12 protein-coding genes are annotated in these 13,158 nt (G+C 67.0%); 8 read left to right on the top strand and 4 right to left on the bottom strand.

Translation table 11 applies throughout. The features are described from left to right. Positions 1 to 2: 2 nt before the first annotated feature. Positions 3 to 521: a 2-amino-4-hydroxy-6-hydroxymethyldihydropteridine diphosphokinase gene (gene folK, locus OP497_RS01560; protein ID WP_280546044.1), complete on the bottom strand. Its 519-nt coding sequence runs from the start codon at positions 519 to 521 to the stop codon at positions 3 to 5. Then, the gene (gene folB, locus OP497_RS01555) at positions 521 to 886 is read right to left on the bottom strand and encodes a dihydroneopterin aldolase (RefSeq protein WP_280546042.1); all 366 of its coding nucleotides are present in this window, start codon (positions 884 to 886) and stop codon (positions 521 to 523) included. The genes folK and folB overlap by 1 nt, the downstream gene beginning before the upstream one ends. 191 nt (positions 887 to 1,077) lie before the next feature. On the opposite strand from folB, the gene plsY reads away from it, so the two are divergent. Then, entirely contained in the window at positions 1,078 to 1,641 is a 564-nt protein-coding gene (gene plsY, locus OP497_RS01550) for a glycerol-3-phosphate 1-O-acyltransferase PlsY (protein ID WP_280546388.1), read from the top strand. Positions 1,642 to 1,785: 144 nt separating this feature from the next. Here plsY and tsaD read toward each other — a convergent pair whose 3' ends face one another. Further along, a complete protein-coding gene (tsaD, locus tag OP497_RS01545; protein WP_280546040.1) occupies positions 1,786 to 2,814 on the bottom strand; it encodes a tRNA (adenosine(37)-N6)-threonylcarbamoyltransferase complex transferase subunit TsaD in 1,029 nt (342 codons plus the stop codon). Between the two features lie 274 nt (positions 2,815 to 3,088). Here tsaD and rpsU point away from each other — a divergent pair, with 274 nt between their 5' ends. The 3 genes from rpsU to rpoD all read left to right on the top strand — a co-directional run bounded on the left by rpsU (position 3,089) and on the right by rpoD (position 7,343). Then, positions 3,089 to 3,304, top strand: coding sequence for a 30S ribosomal protein S21 (gene rpsU / locus OP497_RS01540; RefSeq protein WP_013333229.1), 216 nt, complete (start codon positions 3,089 to 3,091; stop codon positions 3,302 to 3,304). Between the two features lie 127 nt (positions 3,305 to 3,431). Beyond that, positions 3,432 to 5,252, top strand: a complete 1,821-nt coding sequence (gene dnaG / locus OP497_RS01535; protein WP_280546039.1) for a DNA primase — start codon at positions 3,432 to 3,434, stop codon at positions 5,250 to 5,252. A 252-nt stretch (positions 5,253 to 5,504) separates the two neighbouring features. Next, the gene (rpoD, locus tag OP497_RS01530) at positions 5,505 to 7,343 is read left to right on the top strand and encodes an RNA polymerase sigma factor RpoD (protein ID WP_280546038.1); all 1,839 of its coding nucleotides are present in this window, start codon (positions 5,505 to 5,507) and stop codon (positions 7,341 to 7,343) included. 116 nt (positions 7,344 to 7,459) lie between these two features. Here the strand turns inward: rpoD and OP497_RS01525 are convergent, their stop codons facing one another. Continuing rightward, positions 7,460 to 8,392 carry a LysR substrate-binding domain-containing protein gene (locus tag OP497_RS01525; protein WP_280546037.1) on the bottom strand — a complete coding sequence of 311 codons (933 nt, stop codon included), beginning with the start codon at positions 8,390 to 8,392 and terminating at the stop codon, positions 7,460 to 7,462. 168 nt (positions 8,393 to 8,560) lie between these two features. Between OP497_RS01525 and OP497_RS01520 the strand changes: the two genes are divergently transcribed. The 4 genes from OP497_RS01520 to OP497_RS01505 all read left to right on the top strand — a co-directional run bounded on the left by OP497_RS01520 (position 8,561) and on the right by OP497_RS01505 (position 13,065). Next, on the top strand, positions 8,561 to 9,940 hold the full coding sequence (locus OP497_RS01520; RefSeq protein WP_280546036.1) for an L-serine ammonia-lyase: 1,380 nt from the start codon (positions 8,561 to 8,563) through the stop codon (positions 9,938 to 9,940). A 293-nt stretch (positions 9,941 to 10,233) separates the two neighbouring features. Next, the gene (locus OP497_RS01515; protein WP_280546035.1) at positions 10,234 to 11,010 is read left to right on the top strand and encodes an ABC transporter ATP-binding protein; all 777 of its coding nucleotides are present in this window, start codon (positions 10,234 to 10,236) and stop codon (positions 11,008 to 11,010) included. Continuing rightward, positions 11,007 to 11,753, top strand: a complete 747-nt coding sequence (locus OP497_RS01510) for an ABC transporter ATP-binding protein (protein WP_280546034.1) — start codon at positions 11,007 to 11,009, stop codon at positions 11,751 to 11,753. The genes OP497_RS01515 and OP497_RS01510 overlap by 4 nt, the downstream gene beginning before the upstream one ends. Positions 11,754 to 11,844: 91 nt before the next feature. After that, positions 11,845 to 13,065, top strand: a complete 1,221-nt coding sequence (locus OP497_RS01505) for an ABC transporter substrate-binding protein (RefSeq protein ID WP_280546033.1) — start codon at positions 11,845 to 11,847, stop codon at positions 13,063 to 13,065. Positions 13,066 to 13,158: the final 93 nt, after the last annotated feature.

Genomic DNA, 13,158 nt, shown 5'->3' with positions numbered 1-13,158 from the left:
GCTCAGTCCGGCGAGGAAATGCACCGGCCCTGCCAGACGAACGCCACCGGCCAGAGGCGTTGACCACCGGCCTCGAAGTCGCCCCAGTGGGCGCGGTAGGGCCTGCCGGTGAGCGGGTGGCGGGTCTCGGGCAGCAGCTCCGCCAGTGGCTTCAGCACGAAGGCGTGGTGGAGGATCTCGTCGCGGGGCAGCTCGACGTCATCGTGGCGGCCGGTCAGGTCACCCACGGTGAGCAGGTCGATATCCAGGGTCCGGGGGCTGAACTTGGGAACGCCCGTGCGGCGGCCGTTGGCGAACTCCAGCCGCTTGCACCAGGCCTGCAGCTCGCCCACCGGACGGTCGCTGTCGAAGGCCACCACCAGGTTGTAGAAGTTGCGACCATCCTCGAAGCCCACCGGTTCGCTCTCGAAGACCCGCGAGATGGCAAGCGAGCCGAAGGTCGCGGCCAGGGCATCCAGGCAGGTCCGCACATGGCGGTCGCGCTCGATGTTGCTGCCGAGACTGACGGTGATCCGGGCCATCAGGCGCTCCCTGTCCGTTGGCCGCGCTCGATGGCGACGCCCACCGCGGCGGCGGCGGGCACGGCGCCGGGCTTGCGCACGGTGAGGCGCAGCCAGGGAATGCCGAATTCGTCGCGTAGGGTTTCGGCCAGGCGCTCGGCGAAGGTCTCCACCAGGACGACGTCATGCTCGCCGGCGAAGGCGGCGATGCGCTCGCTGATGGCGGCATAGTTCAGGGTCAGGGCGATATCGTCACCCGCCGCCGCGGGGCGGATATCGGTGCCCAGCGTCAGGTCGAGCCGCAGCGTCTGGGTGATGGTGCGCTCCCAGTCATAGACGCCGATCACGGTGTCCACCTCGAGCGCTTCGATCAGCACAAGATCCATCGGGGCTCCCCGGGCCATGGGTAGTCGTGGACCGGGCGATGCGCCGGGTCCGCCTGCAGGCGCCCGATTGTACGCCAGCCAGGCCGCGGGCGACACCGGCGGGGCGGGCCTGTCCCGCGTCACCCATGACTGGCAGAATCACGGTTTCACCCCACAGGAGGCCGCCCGTGGAGGCGCCACTCGACCTCATCCTGCCGCTGATGGCGATCGGCTACCTGAGCGGCACCTGGCTCGGCGCACTGATGGTGTGCCGCCTGGCCGGCGTGGGGGACCCGCGGCTGGCCGGCTCCTGCAATCCGGGATTCTCCAACGTGCTGCGCCTTCACGGCTATCGGCTCGCCCTGGCCACCCTGGTGGTGGACGTAGTCAAGGGCATGCCGGTGCTGTGGCTGGCCATGCGGCTGGGCCTGCCGCACTGGGGGCTGGGACTGGTGGGGTTCGGCGTACTGCTGGGCCACAGCTACCCGGCCTGGCATCGCTTCCGGGGCGGCAAGGGCGTGGCCAGTGCCTTCGGCGTGATGCTGGTGCTCACGCCATGGGTAGCGCTCTGCTGCGCCGCGCTGTGGATGCTGTTGGCCTGGCGGGTGCGCACCGCCGCGGTGGCGTCGTTGGCCAGCGCCACCATGGCGCCACTGGCCAGCCTGTGGTTGGCGCCGGAGTTCGCCGGCGTGGTGATCGTCTTCACCCTGCTGGTGCTGGCGCGCCACGTGCTCAATATCCGGCGTCTTGGCAGGGGGGACGAGCCACCTCTTTAAGCTGAAAGCTTGAAGTGCGTCGCTTCGCTCCTGGAAGCTGGAAGAAAACCCTTGACCCCAATTTAGCGGGATCATGCTGCCTTCCAGCTTCCAGCTTCCAGCTTCCAGCTTCCAGCTTCCAGCTTCCAGCTTCCAGCTTCCAGCTTACGGCTCCCGAAGGGTATCCATCGGCCAGCGTGGTACCGCCTTCATGATGCCGGTTTCGTCGTGTTCGCCGGCCATCAGGCGCTGGGCGCCGACGTAGGCAATCATCGCGCCGTTGTCGGTGCAGAAGCGCCCGCGGGGGTAGTAGGCCCGGGCGTTGCGCTTGGCGCACTCCCGCTCCAGCCGCTCGCGCAGCCGTACGTTGGCACTCACGCCGCCGGCCACCACCAGGCGCTTGAGGCCGGTCGTATCCAGCGCGCGGCGGCATTTGATCACCAGGGTATCGACCACCGCCTCCTCGAAGGCGCGGGCCACGTCGGCCCGTGCCTGGTCGTCGAGCTCGCCGTCCTGCTCGAGCCGGCGTATGGCGGTCAGGGTGTGGGTCTTGAGTCCCGAGAAGCTGAAGTCCAGCCCCGGGCGGTCGGTCATCGGCCGCGGGAAGCGGAAGCGGCCAGGGTCGCCGGCCTCGGCCAGCTTCGCCACCTGGGGGCCGCCGGGATAGTCGAGCCCCAGCATCTTGGCCGCCTTGTCGAAGGCCTCGCCCGCGGCATCGTCCACCGATTCGCCGAGCAGGCGATACTGGCCCAGGCCGTGCACCTCGACCAGCTGGGTATGGCCGCCGGAGATCAGCAGGGCGACGAAGGGAAAGCCGGGGGGGGCGTCCTCCAGCATGGGGGCCAGCAGGTGGCCCTCCATGTGGTGGACGCCGAGCACCGGGATCTCCAGCGCCCGGGCCATGCCATGGGCGGTGCTGGCCCCCACCATCAGCGCGCCGACCAGCCCGGGGCCGGCGGTGTAGGCGATGGCGTCGAGCTCGTTGCGTGCCAGGCCGGCCTCGTCGAGCACCTGCTGGATCAGCGGCAGCAATCGGCGCGTGTGGTCCCGAGAGGCGAGCTCCGGGACCACGCCCCCGTACTCGGCGTGCATGGCGATCTGGCTGTAGAGGGCGTCGGCCACGAGGCCGCGCCCGGTGTCGAAGAGGGCGACGCCGGTCTCGTCGCAGGAGGTCTCGATGCCCAGTACGCGCATGATGATGGCTCGGTGGTGCGTGGAAAGGCGGCATTCTACGCCTTTTGCCCCGCAGGCGCAGTGCGCAGGGCGGAAACGATTTGCACACCATCGATGTGGCGACTAGAATATTGACCGCTGCAAGACTGGGTCGTGCACCCAGGAGTGGCTTTCCGCTTTCATGCATCGTTCCGGTTCGCCTGGCGATTCCGGTGACCGTTGCGTGATGGCGAGTGGTCCTCGCAAGGTGTGCGTACAAACCGAACTCAAGTTACCCAAGGTAGGTGAGTGCTTAATGCCTTCTGTCAAAGTACGTGATAACGAGCCGTTTGACGTCGCGCTGCGTCGCTTCAAGCGTTCCTGTGAAAAAGCCGGTGTTCTCTCGGAAGTGCGTCGTCGCGAGCAGTACGAGAAGCCGACCGCAGAGCGCAAGCGCAAGGCGGCCGCGGCCGTCAAGCGCCATGCCAAGAAGCTTCAGCGTGAGCGCAAGCGTTTCGAACGGCTCTATTGATCCGTACTGGAGTCGGTAGGGGCATCCAGCCCCTGTCGTCTCAAGAGGGACGCCAAGCGGCCGCCTAACGGTGGCCGCTTGTTTTCGTCTCCACTCCTCTCTCTCGCAGGTCTCGCAGGATGTCCGAATGTCCGGTCAGATTCCCCAGCGCTTCATCGATGACCTCCTGGCCCGTGTCGACGTGGTCGAGGTGGTTGGCGAGCGCGTGAAGCTGAAGAAGGCCGGGCGTAACCATTCGGGCCTCTGTCCCTTCCATCAGGAGAAGTCGCCGTCGTTCACCGTCAGCGCCGACAAGCAGTTCTATCACTGCTTCGGCTGCGGCGCCCACGGCAATGCCCTGCGCTTCCTGATGGAGTACGAAAACCTGCGCTTTCCCGAGGCGGTAGAACAGCTCGCCGCGCGACTGGGCATGGAGGTGCCGCGTGAAGGGGCCGACGACCCGCGCGCCCAGGCCCGGGAGCGCAAGCGAAAGGAAGGGGTCAACCTGCTGGAGCTCTCGGCCAGCTACTATCGCGAGCGGCTGAAGATGCCGGAAGGGGAGGCCGCCCGCCGGTACCTGGCCGAGCGTGGGCTGTCGCCGGAGGTGCAGCAGGCCTTCGCCATCGGCTATGCCCCGGCCGGCTGGGAGGCGCTCAAGCGCCACCTCTCGGAGCGCGGCATCAGTGAGGCGGTGCAGATCGAGTATGGCCTGCTGGTGCATCGCGAGGACAGCGGGCGGACCTATGACCGCTTCCGCGACCGGGTGATGTTCCCGATCCGCGATATCCGCGGCCGGACTATTGCCTTCGGCGGGCGCGTGCTGGGCGACGCCAAGCCCAAGTACCTCAACTCGCCCGAGACGCCGGTGTTCCACAAGGGGCGTGAGCTCTACGGCCTCTATGAGGCGCGCCAGGCCAATTCGCGGCTCGAGCGGGTGGTGATCGTCGAGGGCTACATGGACGTGGTGGCGTTGGCCCAGTTCGGGATCCGCAATGCCGTGGCGACGCTTGGCACCTCGACCAGCGAAGAGCACCTGAGCCGGCTGTTCCGGATGGTCGGCGAGGTGGTGTTCTGCTTCGACGGCGACCGGGCCGGTCGCCAGGCCGCGGCCCGAGCGCTGGAGACGGTATTGCCGCAGATGATCGACGGTCGCCAGGCGCGCTTCATGTTCCTGCCCGAGGGGGAGGACCCGGATACCCTGGTGCGTCGGGAGGGCCCGGAGGCCTTCAAGGATCGCATCACCTGTGCCAGCCCGCTGTCGGAGTTCCTCTTCGATCACGCTGCCGAGGGGCGCGACCTGGCGACGATCGAGGCGCGCGAGCGCTTCGCCAGCCAGGTGCTGTCGGCAATCGGCAAGCTGCCAGAGGGGGTGCTCAAGTCGCTGCTGCTGACGGAGCTCTCGCGGCGCACCGGCGTCGACCAGTCACGCTTCGAGGCGCTGGTCACGCCCCGGGAAGTGCCGGAGGCCGAGCCGTCCCGCGCGGCGGATCCGGGGCGCGACGAGGCGCCTCGGCCCCGTCCGCAGCGCGGGGGCGGCCCGGCAGGGGGGGCGCTGAGCCTGATGGGGCGGGTGCTGCAGCTGCTGGTCCACGAGCCGCGGCTGGTGGAACGCCTGCCCGAGGAGAGCGACTGGTATCCCGGGGAGGACCCGGAGGCCCGGCTGTGCCACGAGGTGGAGCGGCTGCTGCGGGCGGGACGCTACCGCAGCGCCCAGGTGCTGCTGGCCCACTTCCACGGCACCGCGGAGGGCGAGCGGCTGGCCGAGCTGGCGCGCCGCGAGCTGCTCATCCCGCCGGGGGCGCGGGCCGCCGAGCTGGACGGACTGGTCGAGCACTTCCGTCGACACCGTCTCAGGCCGTCGCACCAGGAGGAAGTCGACGCCCTGCTGTCAAAGCAGCAGCGGGGAGAGCGGCTTTCGCAGGAGGAGCGCCAGCGCCTGATGGGACTGCTCTCCGAGCTCAAGGGGTGATGCAGGGGTGATGTAAGGCCCCGCCCCGCGGCAGGAAGTTGGCGGCGGGGTTGAATTTTCTCCTACGATCACCACATAGAAGGCAGTGCCTGAGAACGGCGCAACCTGACAACCTAACACACCTGAATGACTGCGCAAATACACCGAACTGGCAGAAAGGTGGTTTCACCCGCTATACTGTTCGGCTTATCGAGTTTTCACCGCCTCAAGTGCTTCAGGTGCTTCATTCTTCTTCGTCGAGATAGGGTTTCTATGGCTGGAAATGCGCAGCAGCAGTCACGTCTGAAGGAGTTGATCGCGCGCGGCAAGGAACAGGGCTTCCTGACCTATGCCGAGGTCAACGACCACCTTCCCGAGGATATCGCCGACCCGGATCAGGTGGAAGACATCATCGGCATGATCAACGACATGGGCATTAGTGTCGTCGAGGAAGCCCCCGATGAAGACACCCTGATGATGTCGGATCATTCCACGGACGAGTCGGCCGCCGAAGAGGCCGTCGCCGCTCTCGCGGCCGTGGAGAGCGACGTTGGCCGCACCACCGACCCCGTGCGCATGTACATGCGCGAGATGGGGACGGTGGAGCTGCTGACCCGCGAGGGCGAGATCGAGATCGCCAAGCGGATCGAGGAGGGCACCCGCGAGGTGATGTCGGCGCTGGCCTACCTGCCCGGTGCCGTGGATTCCATCCTCAATGCCTATGATGCCACCCAGGACGAGGAGGTCCCCGGGCGCCTCTCGGATCTCTTCTCAGGCTTCATCGATCCCGACGAGGGGATTCCCGGCGTGGCCGAGGCGGAGGTGCCAGAGGAAGAGCCCCGTGACGAGGCCGATGGCGACGACGAGGATGCCGAGGCCGAGGAGGAGGAGACGACTGGCGGCCCCGACCCCGAGGAGGCCCGGGCGCGCTTCGAGCAGATCCGCGGGCAGAACGCCGCGGCACAGGCCGCCATCGAGGCCCACGGACGCAGAGCGAAGGAGGCCCAAGAGGAGCTGGCGCGTCTCGCCCAGTTGTTCTCGCCGATCAAGCTGGTGCCCAAGCACTTCGAGCGCCTGGTGGGGCAGGTACGCATCGGCGTCGAGCAGGTGCGCGCCCAGGAAAAGGTGGTCATGCAGCTGTGCGTGAAGAAGGCGAAGGTGCCACGCAAGACCTTCATCAAGGCCTTCCCGGGCAGCGAGTCGAGCCCCGAGTGGCTCGACGAGTTCAGCGCCGCCAACCCGAAGTACGCGGCACGCTTGGCGCCGCTGCGCGGCGATATCCAGCGTGCCCAGCGCAAGATTGCCTTCGAGGAGGAGATGATCCAGCTTCCGGTGTCCGAGATCAAGGAGGTCAACCGCCGGCTCTCCATCGGTGAGGCCAAGGCGCGCCGGGCCAAGAAAGAGATGGTCGAGGCCAACCTGCGCCTGGTGATCTCCATCGCCAAGAAGTACACCAACCGCGGCCTGCAGTTCCTGGATCTGATCCAGGAAGGTAATATCGGCCTGATGAAGGCGGTGGACAAGTTCGAATACCGTCGCGGCTACAAGTTCTCGACTTACGCCACTTGGTGGATTCGCCAGGCGATCACTCGCTCGATCGCCGACCAGGCGCGCACTATCCGCATCCCGGTGCACATGATCGAGACCATCAACAAGCTCAATCGCGTCTCCCGCCAGATGCTGCAGGAGATGGGTCGCGAGCCGACCCCGGAAGAGCTTGGCGAGCGCCTCGAGATGCCCGAGGACAAGGTGCGCAAGGTGCTCAAGATCGCCAAGGAACCGATCTCCATGGAGACGCCCATCGGTGACGATGACGATTCGCACCTGGGCGACTTCATCGAGGACGGCACCATCCTGCTGCCCATCGACTCGGCGACCGGCGAGGGGCTGATCGAGGCCACCCGCAACGTGCTCGGTGGGCTTACCGCCCGCGAGGCCAAGGTGCTGCGCATGCGTTTCGGCATCGACATGAACACCGACCACACCCTCGAGGAGGTCGGCAAGCAATTCGATGTCACCCGCGAGCGGATCCGCCAGATCGAGGCCAAGGCGCTGCGTAAGCTGCGCCACCCCAGTCGCTCCGAACCGTTGCGTTCCTTCCTCGACGAGTAACCGCAAGAAAAGATAAGGATGGGGTGGGCATTGTGCCCCTCCCGAACGACAAGCCCCGCAGGTATCGCCTGCGGGGCTTGTTGCGTTGCGCTACCTTCTCGACGGCGCTCGTGACATCACGCCGGGTGTGTTCCTGCCGCACGGCGCGCCTCCTCGACGATCCAGTCATGCACGGCGGCCACCCGGCGATCATCCAGCGCGCCCGGGGCATGCACGATGCCGTAGTGCATGCCAGTGGGCACCCGCTGCGCGAAGGGGGCGATCAGGGCGCCGCTCTCCAGTTCACCGCGGATGAGGGTCTGGCGGGCGATGGCGACCCCCATGCCGGCGATGGCCGCCTCCATGGTCAGGTGGTTGCGGTTGAAGGTGTAGCCGCGGCGCAGGTTGAGGGGCGGGGCCTCGATGGCCTCCAGGTAGTGCTCCCACTCGGCATGCTCGTGGCTGCCGCGCCAGGCGGTGACGTCGTGCAGCAGCGGATACCAAGCCAGATCCGTGGGGTGGCGAAGGGAAGGGCGGCCCCGCAGCAGGGCAGGGGCGCAGACCGGGAAGATGTGCTCCTCCATCAGTGGCGTGATGGCGAGTCCCGGGGCGTGGCCGTCATTGAGGTCGAGGGCCAGGTCGAAGTCACCATCGCGCAGCGAGAGGCTGCTGTCCTCGGCCCTGACATGCAGTTCGATGTCGGGAAAGCGCGCCTGCAGCCGCGGCAGGCGCGGCATCAGCCACTTGTGCAGGAAGGAGGGCACCGAGCGCAGCCGGATCACCCCGCTCATCACCCCGCTGCGCAGCCGCCGCACCTCCAGGCCCACGGCCTGGTAGGCCTCGTCCACCACCGCGGCCAGTCGTCGCCCCTCCTCGGTCAATTCCAGTCGCCGGGGCAGGCGACGGAACAGCTTGAAACCCAGCCGTTCCTCCAGCTGCTTGATCTGTTGGCTTACCGCGCCGGTGGTGACATGCAGCTCCTCCGCCGCCCGGGTGAAGGAGAGGTGGCGGGCGCTGATGGCGAAGACCTTCAGCCAGGCGTGGGTCTGGGCGTGCAGGAGTCGGCTCATGGTTTAGCTGGGCTATACTGTGGGCGAGATATTCTGGTTTGCCGCCGGGGCAATGCCGCATCAGCATAGAGCCTACGTCAATCCAAGGCCAGCAACGTTCAGTAGTGCTGAACCAGGAGGCTGCGACGCTCCGCCCCGGCCACCCCGTCAGTCACGTGAGGTTCTTCCATGGCAATCAGCGTCTTCGACCTGTTCAAGATCGGCATCGGGCCCTCGAGCTCCCACACCGTGGGGCCGATGGCGGCGTCTCACGAGTTCGTCCAGGTGCTGAAGCGTCGCGACCTGCTGGAGCGCGTGACGCGCCTCGAGATTCACCTGCATGGCTCGCTCTCCGCCACCGGCAAGGGCCATGGCACCGATCGGGCGGTGGTGATGGGACTGATGGGCGAGCATCCGTCGCATATCGACCCGTCCATCGTCGCCCCGCGCGTCGAGGCACTGCTCGCGTCTCGGACCCTGCAGCTCGACGGCCACCAGGCGATCCCCTTCCACTGGACCCAGGACCTGCAGTGGCATGACGAGAGCCTGGCGTACCATCCCAACGCCCTGACCCTGGTCGCCCACGGGCACGGTGACACGCTCTATCGCAACGTCTACTACTCCGTGGGGGGCGGCTTCGTGGTCGACGAGGCCCAGGCGCGCTCCGGTGAGTTGGACAGCGACACCACGGCGCTGCCCTATGATTTCCATTCCGCCGCCGAGCTGATGGCGCTGTGCCGTATGCACGAGCTACGCATCAGCGAGCTGATGCTGGAGAACGAGAAGGCCTGGCGCAGCGAGGCCGAGGTGCGCACCGGCCTGTGGAAGATCTGGCAGGCCATGCAGGCCTGCGTGCAGACCGGGCTCGCCGCCGAGGGCGTTCTGCCCGGCGGGCTCGAGGTCCGGCGCCGGGCGGCCTCGCTGCACCGGCGACTGCTCGCCATGGACGGCGATGACAGCCTGATCGCTTCGACCTTCTCGGCCATGGACTGGGTCAACGTCTTCGCCCTGGCGGTGAACGAGGAGAATGCCGCCGGTGGGCGCATGGTCACCGCCCCCACCAACGGGGCGGCGGGGATCATCCCGGCGGTGCTGCACTACTACATGAAGTTCCAGCCCGAGGCCTGCGAGCGGGAGGTGGTGGACTTCCTCCTCACCGCCGGGGCCGTGGGTATCCTGTGCAAGAAGAATGCCTCCATCTCCGGCGCCGAGGTTGGCTGCCAGGGCGAGGTCGGCTCGGCCTGCGCCATGGCAGCCGCCGGCCTCGCCGAGGTGATGGGCGGCAGCGTGGGCCAAGTCGAGAATGCCGCGGAGATCGGCCTGGAGCACAACCTGGGGCTGACCTGCGACCCGATAGGCGGCCTGGTGCAGGTGCCTTGCATCGAGCGCAACGCCATCGCCTCGGTCAAGGCCATCAATGCCGCACGCATGGCCCTGCGCGGTGACGGCGAGCACTTCGTCTCCCTGGACCACGTGATCCGCACCATGCGCGACACCGGCGCCGACATGCAGGAGAAGTACAAGGAGACCTCCCGCGGCGGCCTGGCCGTCAATGCCATCGAGTGCTGACGGCCGCCCGGCAGCATCGGCCTCGAGCCAGAGCAGGCGCGATGCCCCGCCAGGGGCATCGCGCTTTTTTTACCTGACATTGTTTGCAAACTATTGATCACGCGGGCGTCTACACCATTGGTCGAGTTCGACGCTTCTCCTGTTGCCGTGCCGCGGCCAGTCCTCTAGCTTACGTTAACGTAAAGTGTCATCCGGGCTCTCGATACCGGAACCGTCACGACAATGATAACGGCCGACAATAACGACAATAGCATTCATGGCGGATCGCCCGAGCGATCCAGAGAGGACCCACCATGACCCAGGAATTCATACTGGAAACTCGCGGGTTGACCAAGGAATTCCGCGGCTTCACCGCCGTGGACGACGTCAACCTGCAGGTCCGGGAAGGGCACATCCATGCCCTGATCGGCCCCAACGGGGCCGGCAAGACCACCGTCTTCAACCTGCTCACCAAGTTCCTGCCGCCCACCCGCGGCGAGATCCTCTATCGCGGCAAGCCGATCACCAACATGCGGGCCAACGAGATCGCCCGGCTCGGCCTGGTGCGCTCCTTCCAGATCTCGGCGGTGTTCGCCCACATGACCGCCATGGAGAACGTGCGCGTGGCGCTGCAGCGCCGCCTCGGCACCTCCTTTCACTTCTGGAAGTCCGAGAAGAGCCTCGAGCACCTGAATGAGCGGGCCATCGAGCTGCTCGACGAGGTCGGCCTCAAGGAGTACGCCGACGTGCTCACCGTGGAGATGCCCTACGGGCGCAAGCGGGCGCTGGAGGTGGCGACCACCCTGGCGCTGGATCCCACGGTGATGCTGCTCGACGAGCCCACCCAGGGCATGGGCGCCGAGGACGTTGACCGCATCGTCGAGCTGATCCGCCGGGTCTCGACGGGCCGCACCGTGCTGATGGTGGAGCACAACCTCAGCGTGGTCAGCCGGCTGTGCGACCGCATCACCGTGCTGGCCCGCGGCAGCGTGCTGGCCGAGGGCGACTACCCGACCGTCTCCCGCGATCCCCAGGTGCGCGAGGCCTACATGGGCAGCGATGCCGCGGCGGAAGAGGAGGCCAGCGCATGAGCCAGGCAGCCGAGAACGTCACCGAATACCACGACCTGGACGGCGCCGAGATGCTGCGGGTCAGCGACCTGCACGCCTTCTACGGCGAGTCGCACATCCTCCACGGCGTCGACTTCGACGTGAGGCGCGGCGAGCTGGTGACGCTGCTGGGGCGCAACGGCGCCGGGCGCAGCACCACCCTCAAGGCGATCATGAACATGGTCGGCCACCGCACCGGGTCGATCGTCATCAACGGCACCGAGACCCTGGCCATGAAGCCGCACCGCATCCCGCGGCTGGGCATCGGCTACTGCCCCGAGGAGCGCGGCATCTTCTCGAGCCTCGACGTCGAGGAGAACCTGCTGCTGCCGCCCACGGTGCGCAGCGGTGGGATGGGGATCGACGAGATATACGCGATGTTCCCCAACCTCTACGAGCGGCGGCGCAGCCAGGGCACCCGGCTCTCCGGCGGTGAGCAGCAGATGCTGGCCATGGCGCGCATCCTGCGCACCGGCGCCCGCATGTTGCTGCTCGACGAGATCACCGAGGGGCTGGCGCCGGTCATCGTCCAGGCGCTGGGCGAGGTGCTGGTCAAGCTCAAGGAGCGCGGCATGACCATCGTGCTGGTGGAGCAGAACTTCCGCTTCGCCGCGCCGCTGGCCGACCGCCACTTCGTGATGGAGCACGGCCGCATCATCGAACAGATCAGTGCCGCCGAGCTGCCCTCGCGGCGCGAACACCTCAACTCCCTGCTGGGGGTATGACGGCTTGCCGTCCTCCCGCAGTTCATCCACCGCAATGCAACTCGCATCGACAACAACAAGCAGCCCCTCCCGGGGCCACGGAGATGACACCATGACCTTCAACCGAAAGACGCTTGCCAGCAGCATCGCCCTCGCCGCCGCCACCCTGATGGCCAGTGGCGCTCAGGCACAGATGAGCGACAACGAGGTACGCATCGGCTACCTGGCTGACATGTCCGGCACCTACCGCGACCTGGCGGGGCCGGGCGGCCTGGCCGCGCTGGAAATGGCCGTGGAGGACGTCGGTGGCGAGGTGAACGGTGCCCCGATCGAGGTCTTCAGCGCCGATGACCGCAATAGCGCCGACGTGGGCGCCAATACCGTGCGCGGCTGGATCGACCAACGCAACGTCGACCTGGTCGCCGGCCTGGTCGCTTCCTCGGTGACCATCGCCGTGACCAAGGTGCTCGAGGAGAACAACGGCCTGGGCATCGTCTCCGGCTCTGCGGCCTCCAGCATCACCAACGAGCACTGCACCCCCAATCACATCCACTGGGTCTACGATACCTACCCGCTGGCCAACGGCACCGCCAAGGCGGTGGTGGAGCAGGGTGGCGACACCTGGTTCATGCTCACCGCCGACTATGCCTTCGGTCATGCCCTTGAGGGCGACGTGACCAAGGTGGTGGAAGACAACGGCGGCACCATCGTCGACACCATCCGCCATCCGTTCCCGACCAACGACTTCTCGTCCTATATCCTCCAGGCTCAGGGCTCCGGCGCCAAGATCGTCGGCCTGGCCAACGCCGGTGCCGACACCGTCAACGCCATCACCACCGCCAGCCAGTTCGGCCTGACCCAGTCCGGCCAGCAGCTCGCCGGCCTGCTGATCTTCCTCAACGACGTCCACGCCATGGGCCTCGAGGCGACCCAGGGGCTGCTGCTCACCACCGGTTGGTACTGGGACATGGATGAGCAGGCCCGCGAGTGGTCCGAGCGCTACTTCGAGCGGGTGGGCAGGATGCCGACCATGGTCCAGGCCGGCATCTACTCCAGCACCATGCACTACCTGAATGCCATGGCCGAGGTCGGCACAGACGACCCCATGACCGTCAAGGCGAAGATGGCCGAGACGCCGGTCAACGACTTCTTCTCTCGCAACGGCCGCATCCGCGAGGATGGCCGCATGGTCCACGACATGTACCTGGCCCAGGTGAAGTCCCCGGAGGCGTCCACCGGTGAGTGGGACGTCTACGAGATTCTCGCCACCATTCCCGCCGAGGAGGCCTACCGGCCGCTCTCCGAGAGCCAGTGCAAGCTGGTCAACAACTGATTGGAAGCGGAATCGGCGGCGGCCGCGGGCGCCCCCCCGCAAAACGGAGCTGCAACACAATAGGGAGTAATTATGGGGTGCGCGGGTGGTGGT

It is taken from the genome of Halomonas sp. 11-S5 (assembly GCF_029889825.1).
In the GTDB taxonomy this organism is placed as follows: domain Bacteria; phylum Pseudomonadota; class Gammaproteobacteria; order Pseudomonadales; family Halomonadaceae; genus Halomonas.
The sequence above is the reverse complement of the archived record's forward strand: the minus strand, read 5'-3'. Positions and strand labels throughout refer to the sequence as shown.

What these genes read in the sequence shown, in the direction of transcription:
- OP497_RS01520 (WP_280546036.1), top strand. Translation starts at nt 8,561, where the DNA reads ATGGCAATCAGCGTCTTCGACCTGTTCAAGATCGGCATCGGGCCCTCG.
- folB (WP_280546042.1), bottom strand. Translation starts at nt 886, where the DNA reads ATGGATCTTGTGCTGATCGAAGCGCTCGAGGTGGACACCGTGATCGGC.
- rpoD (WP_280546038.1), top strand. Translation starts at nt 5,505, where the DNA reads ATGGCTGGAAATGCGCAGCAGCAGTCACGTCTGAAGGAGTTGATCGCG.
- folK (WP_280546044.1), bottom strand. Translation starts at nt 521, where the DNA reads ATGGCCCGGATCACCGTCAGTCTCGGCAGCAACATCGAGCGCGACCGC.
- dnaG (WP_280546039.1), top strand. Translation starts at nt 3,432, where the DNA reads ATGTCCGGTCAGATTCCCCAGCGCTTCATCGATGACCTCCTGGCCCGT.
- OP497_RS01505 (WP_280546033.1), top strand. Translation starts at nt 11,845, where the DNA reads ATGACCTTCAACCGAAAGACGCTTGCCAGCAGCATCGCCCTCGCCGCC.
- OP497_RS01510 (WP_280546034.1), top strand. Translation starts at nt 11,007, where the DNA reads ATGAGCCAGGCAGCCGAGAACGTCACCGAATACCACGACCTGGACGGC.
- OP497_RS01525 (WP_280546037.1), bottom strand. Translation starts at nt 8,392, where the DNA reads ATGAGCCGACTCCTGCACGCCCAGACCCACGCCTGGCTGAAGGTCTTC.
- rpsU (WP_013333229.1), top strand. Translation starts at nt 3,089, where the DNA reads ATGCCTTCTGTCAAAGTACGTGATAACGAGCCGTTTGACGTCGCGCTG.
- tsaD (WP_280546040.1), bottom strand. Translation starts at nt 2,814, where the DNA reads ATGCGCGTACTGGGCATCGAGACCTCCTGCGACGAGACCGGCGTCGCC.
- OP497_RS01515 (WP_280546035.1), top strand. Translation starts at nt 10,234, where the DNA reads ATGACCCAGGAATTCATACTGGAAACTCGCGGGTTGACCAAGGAATTC.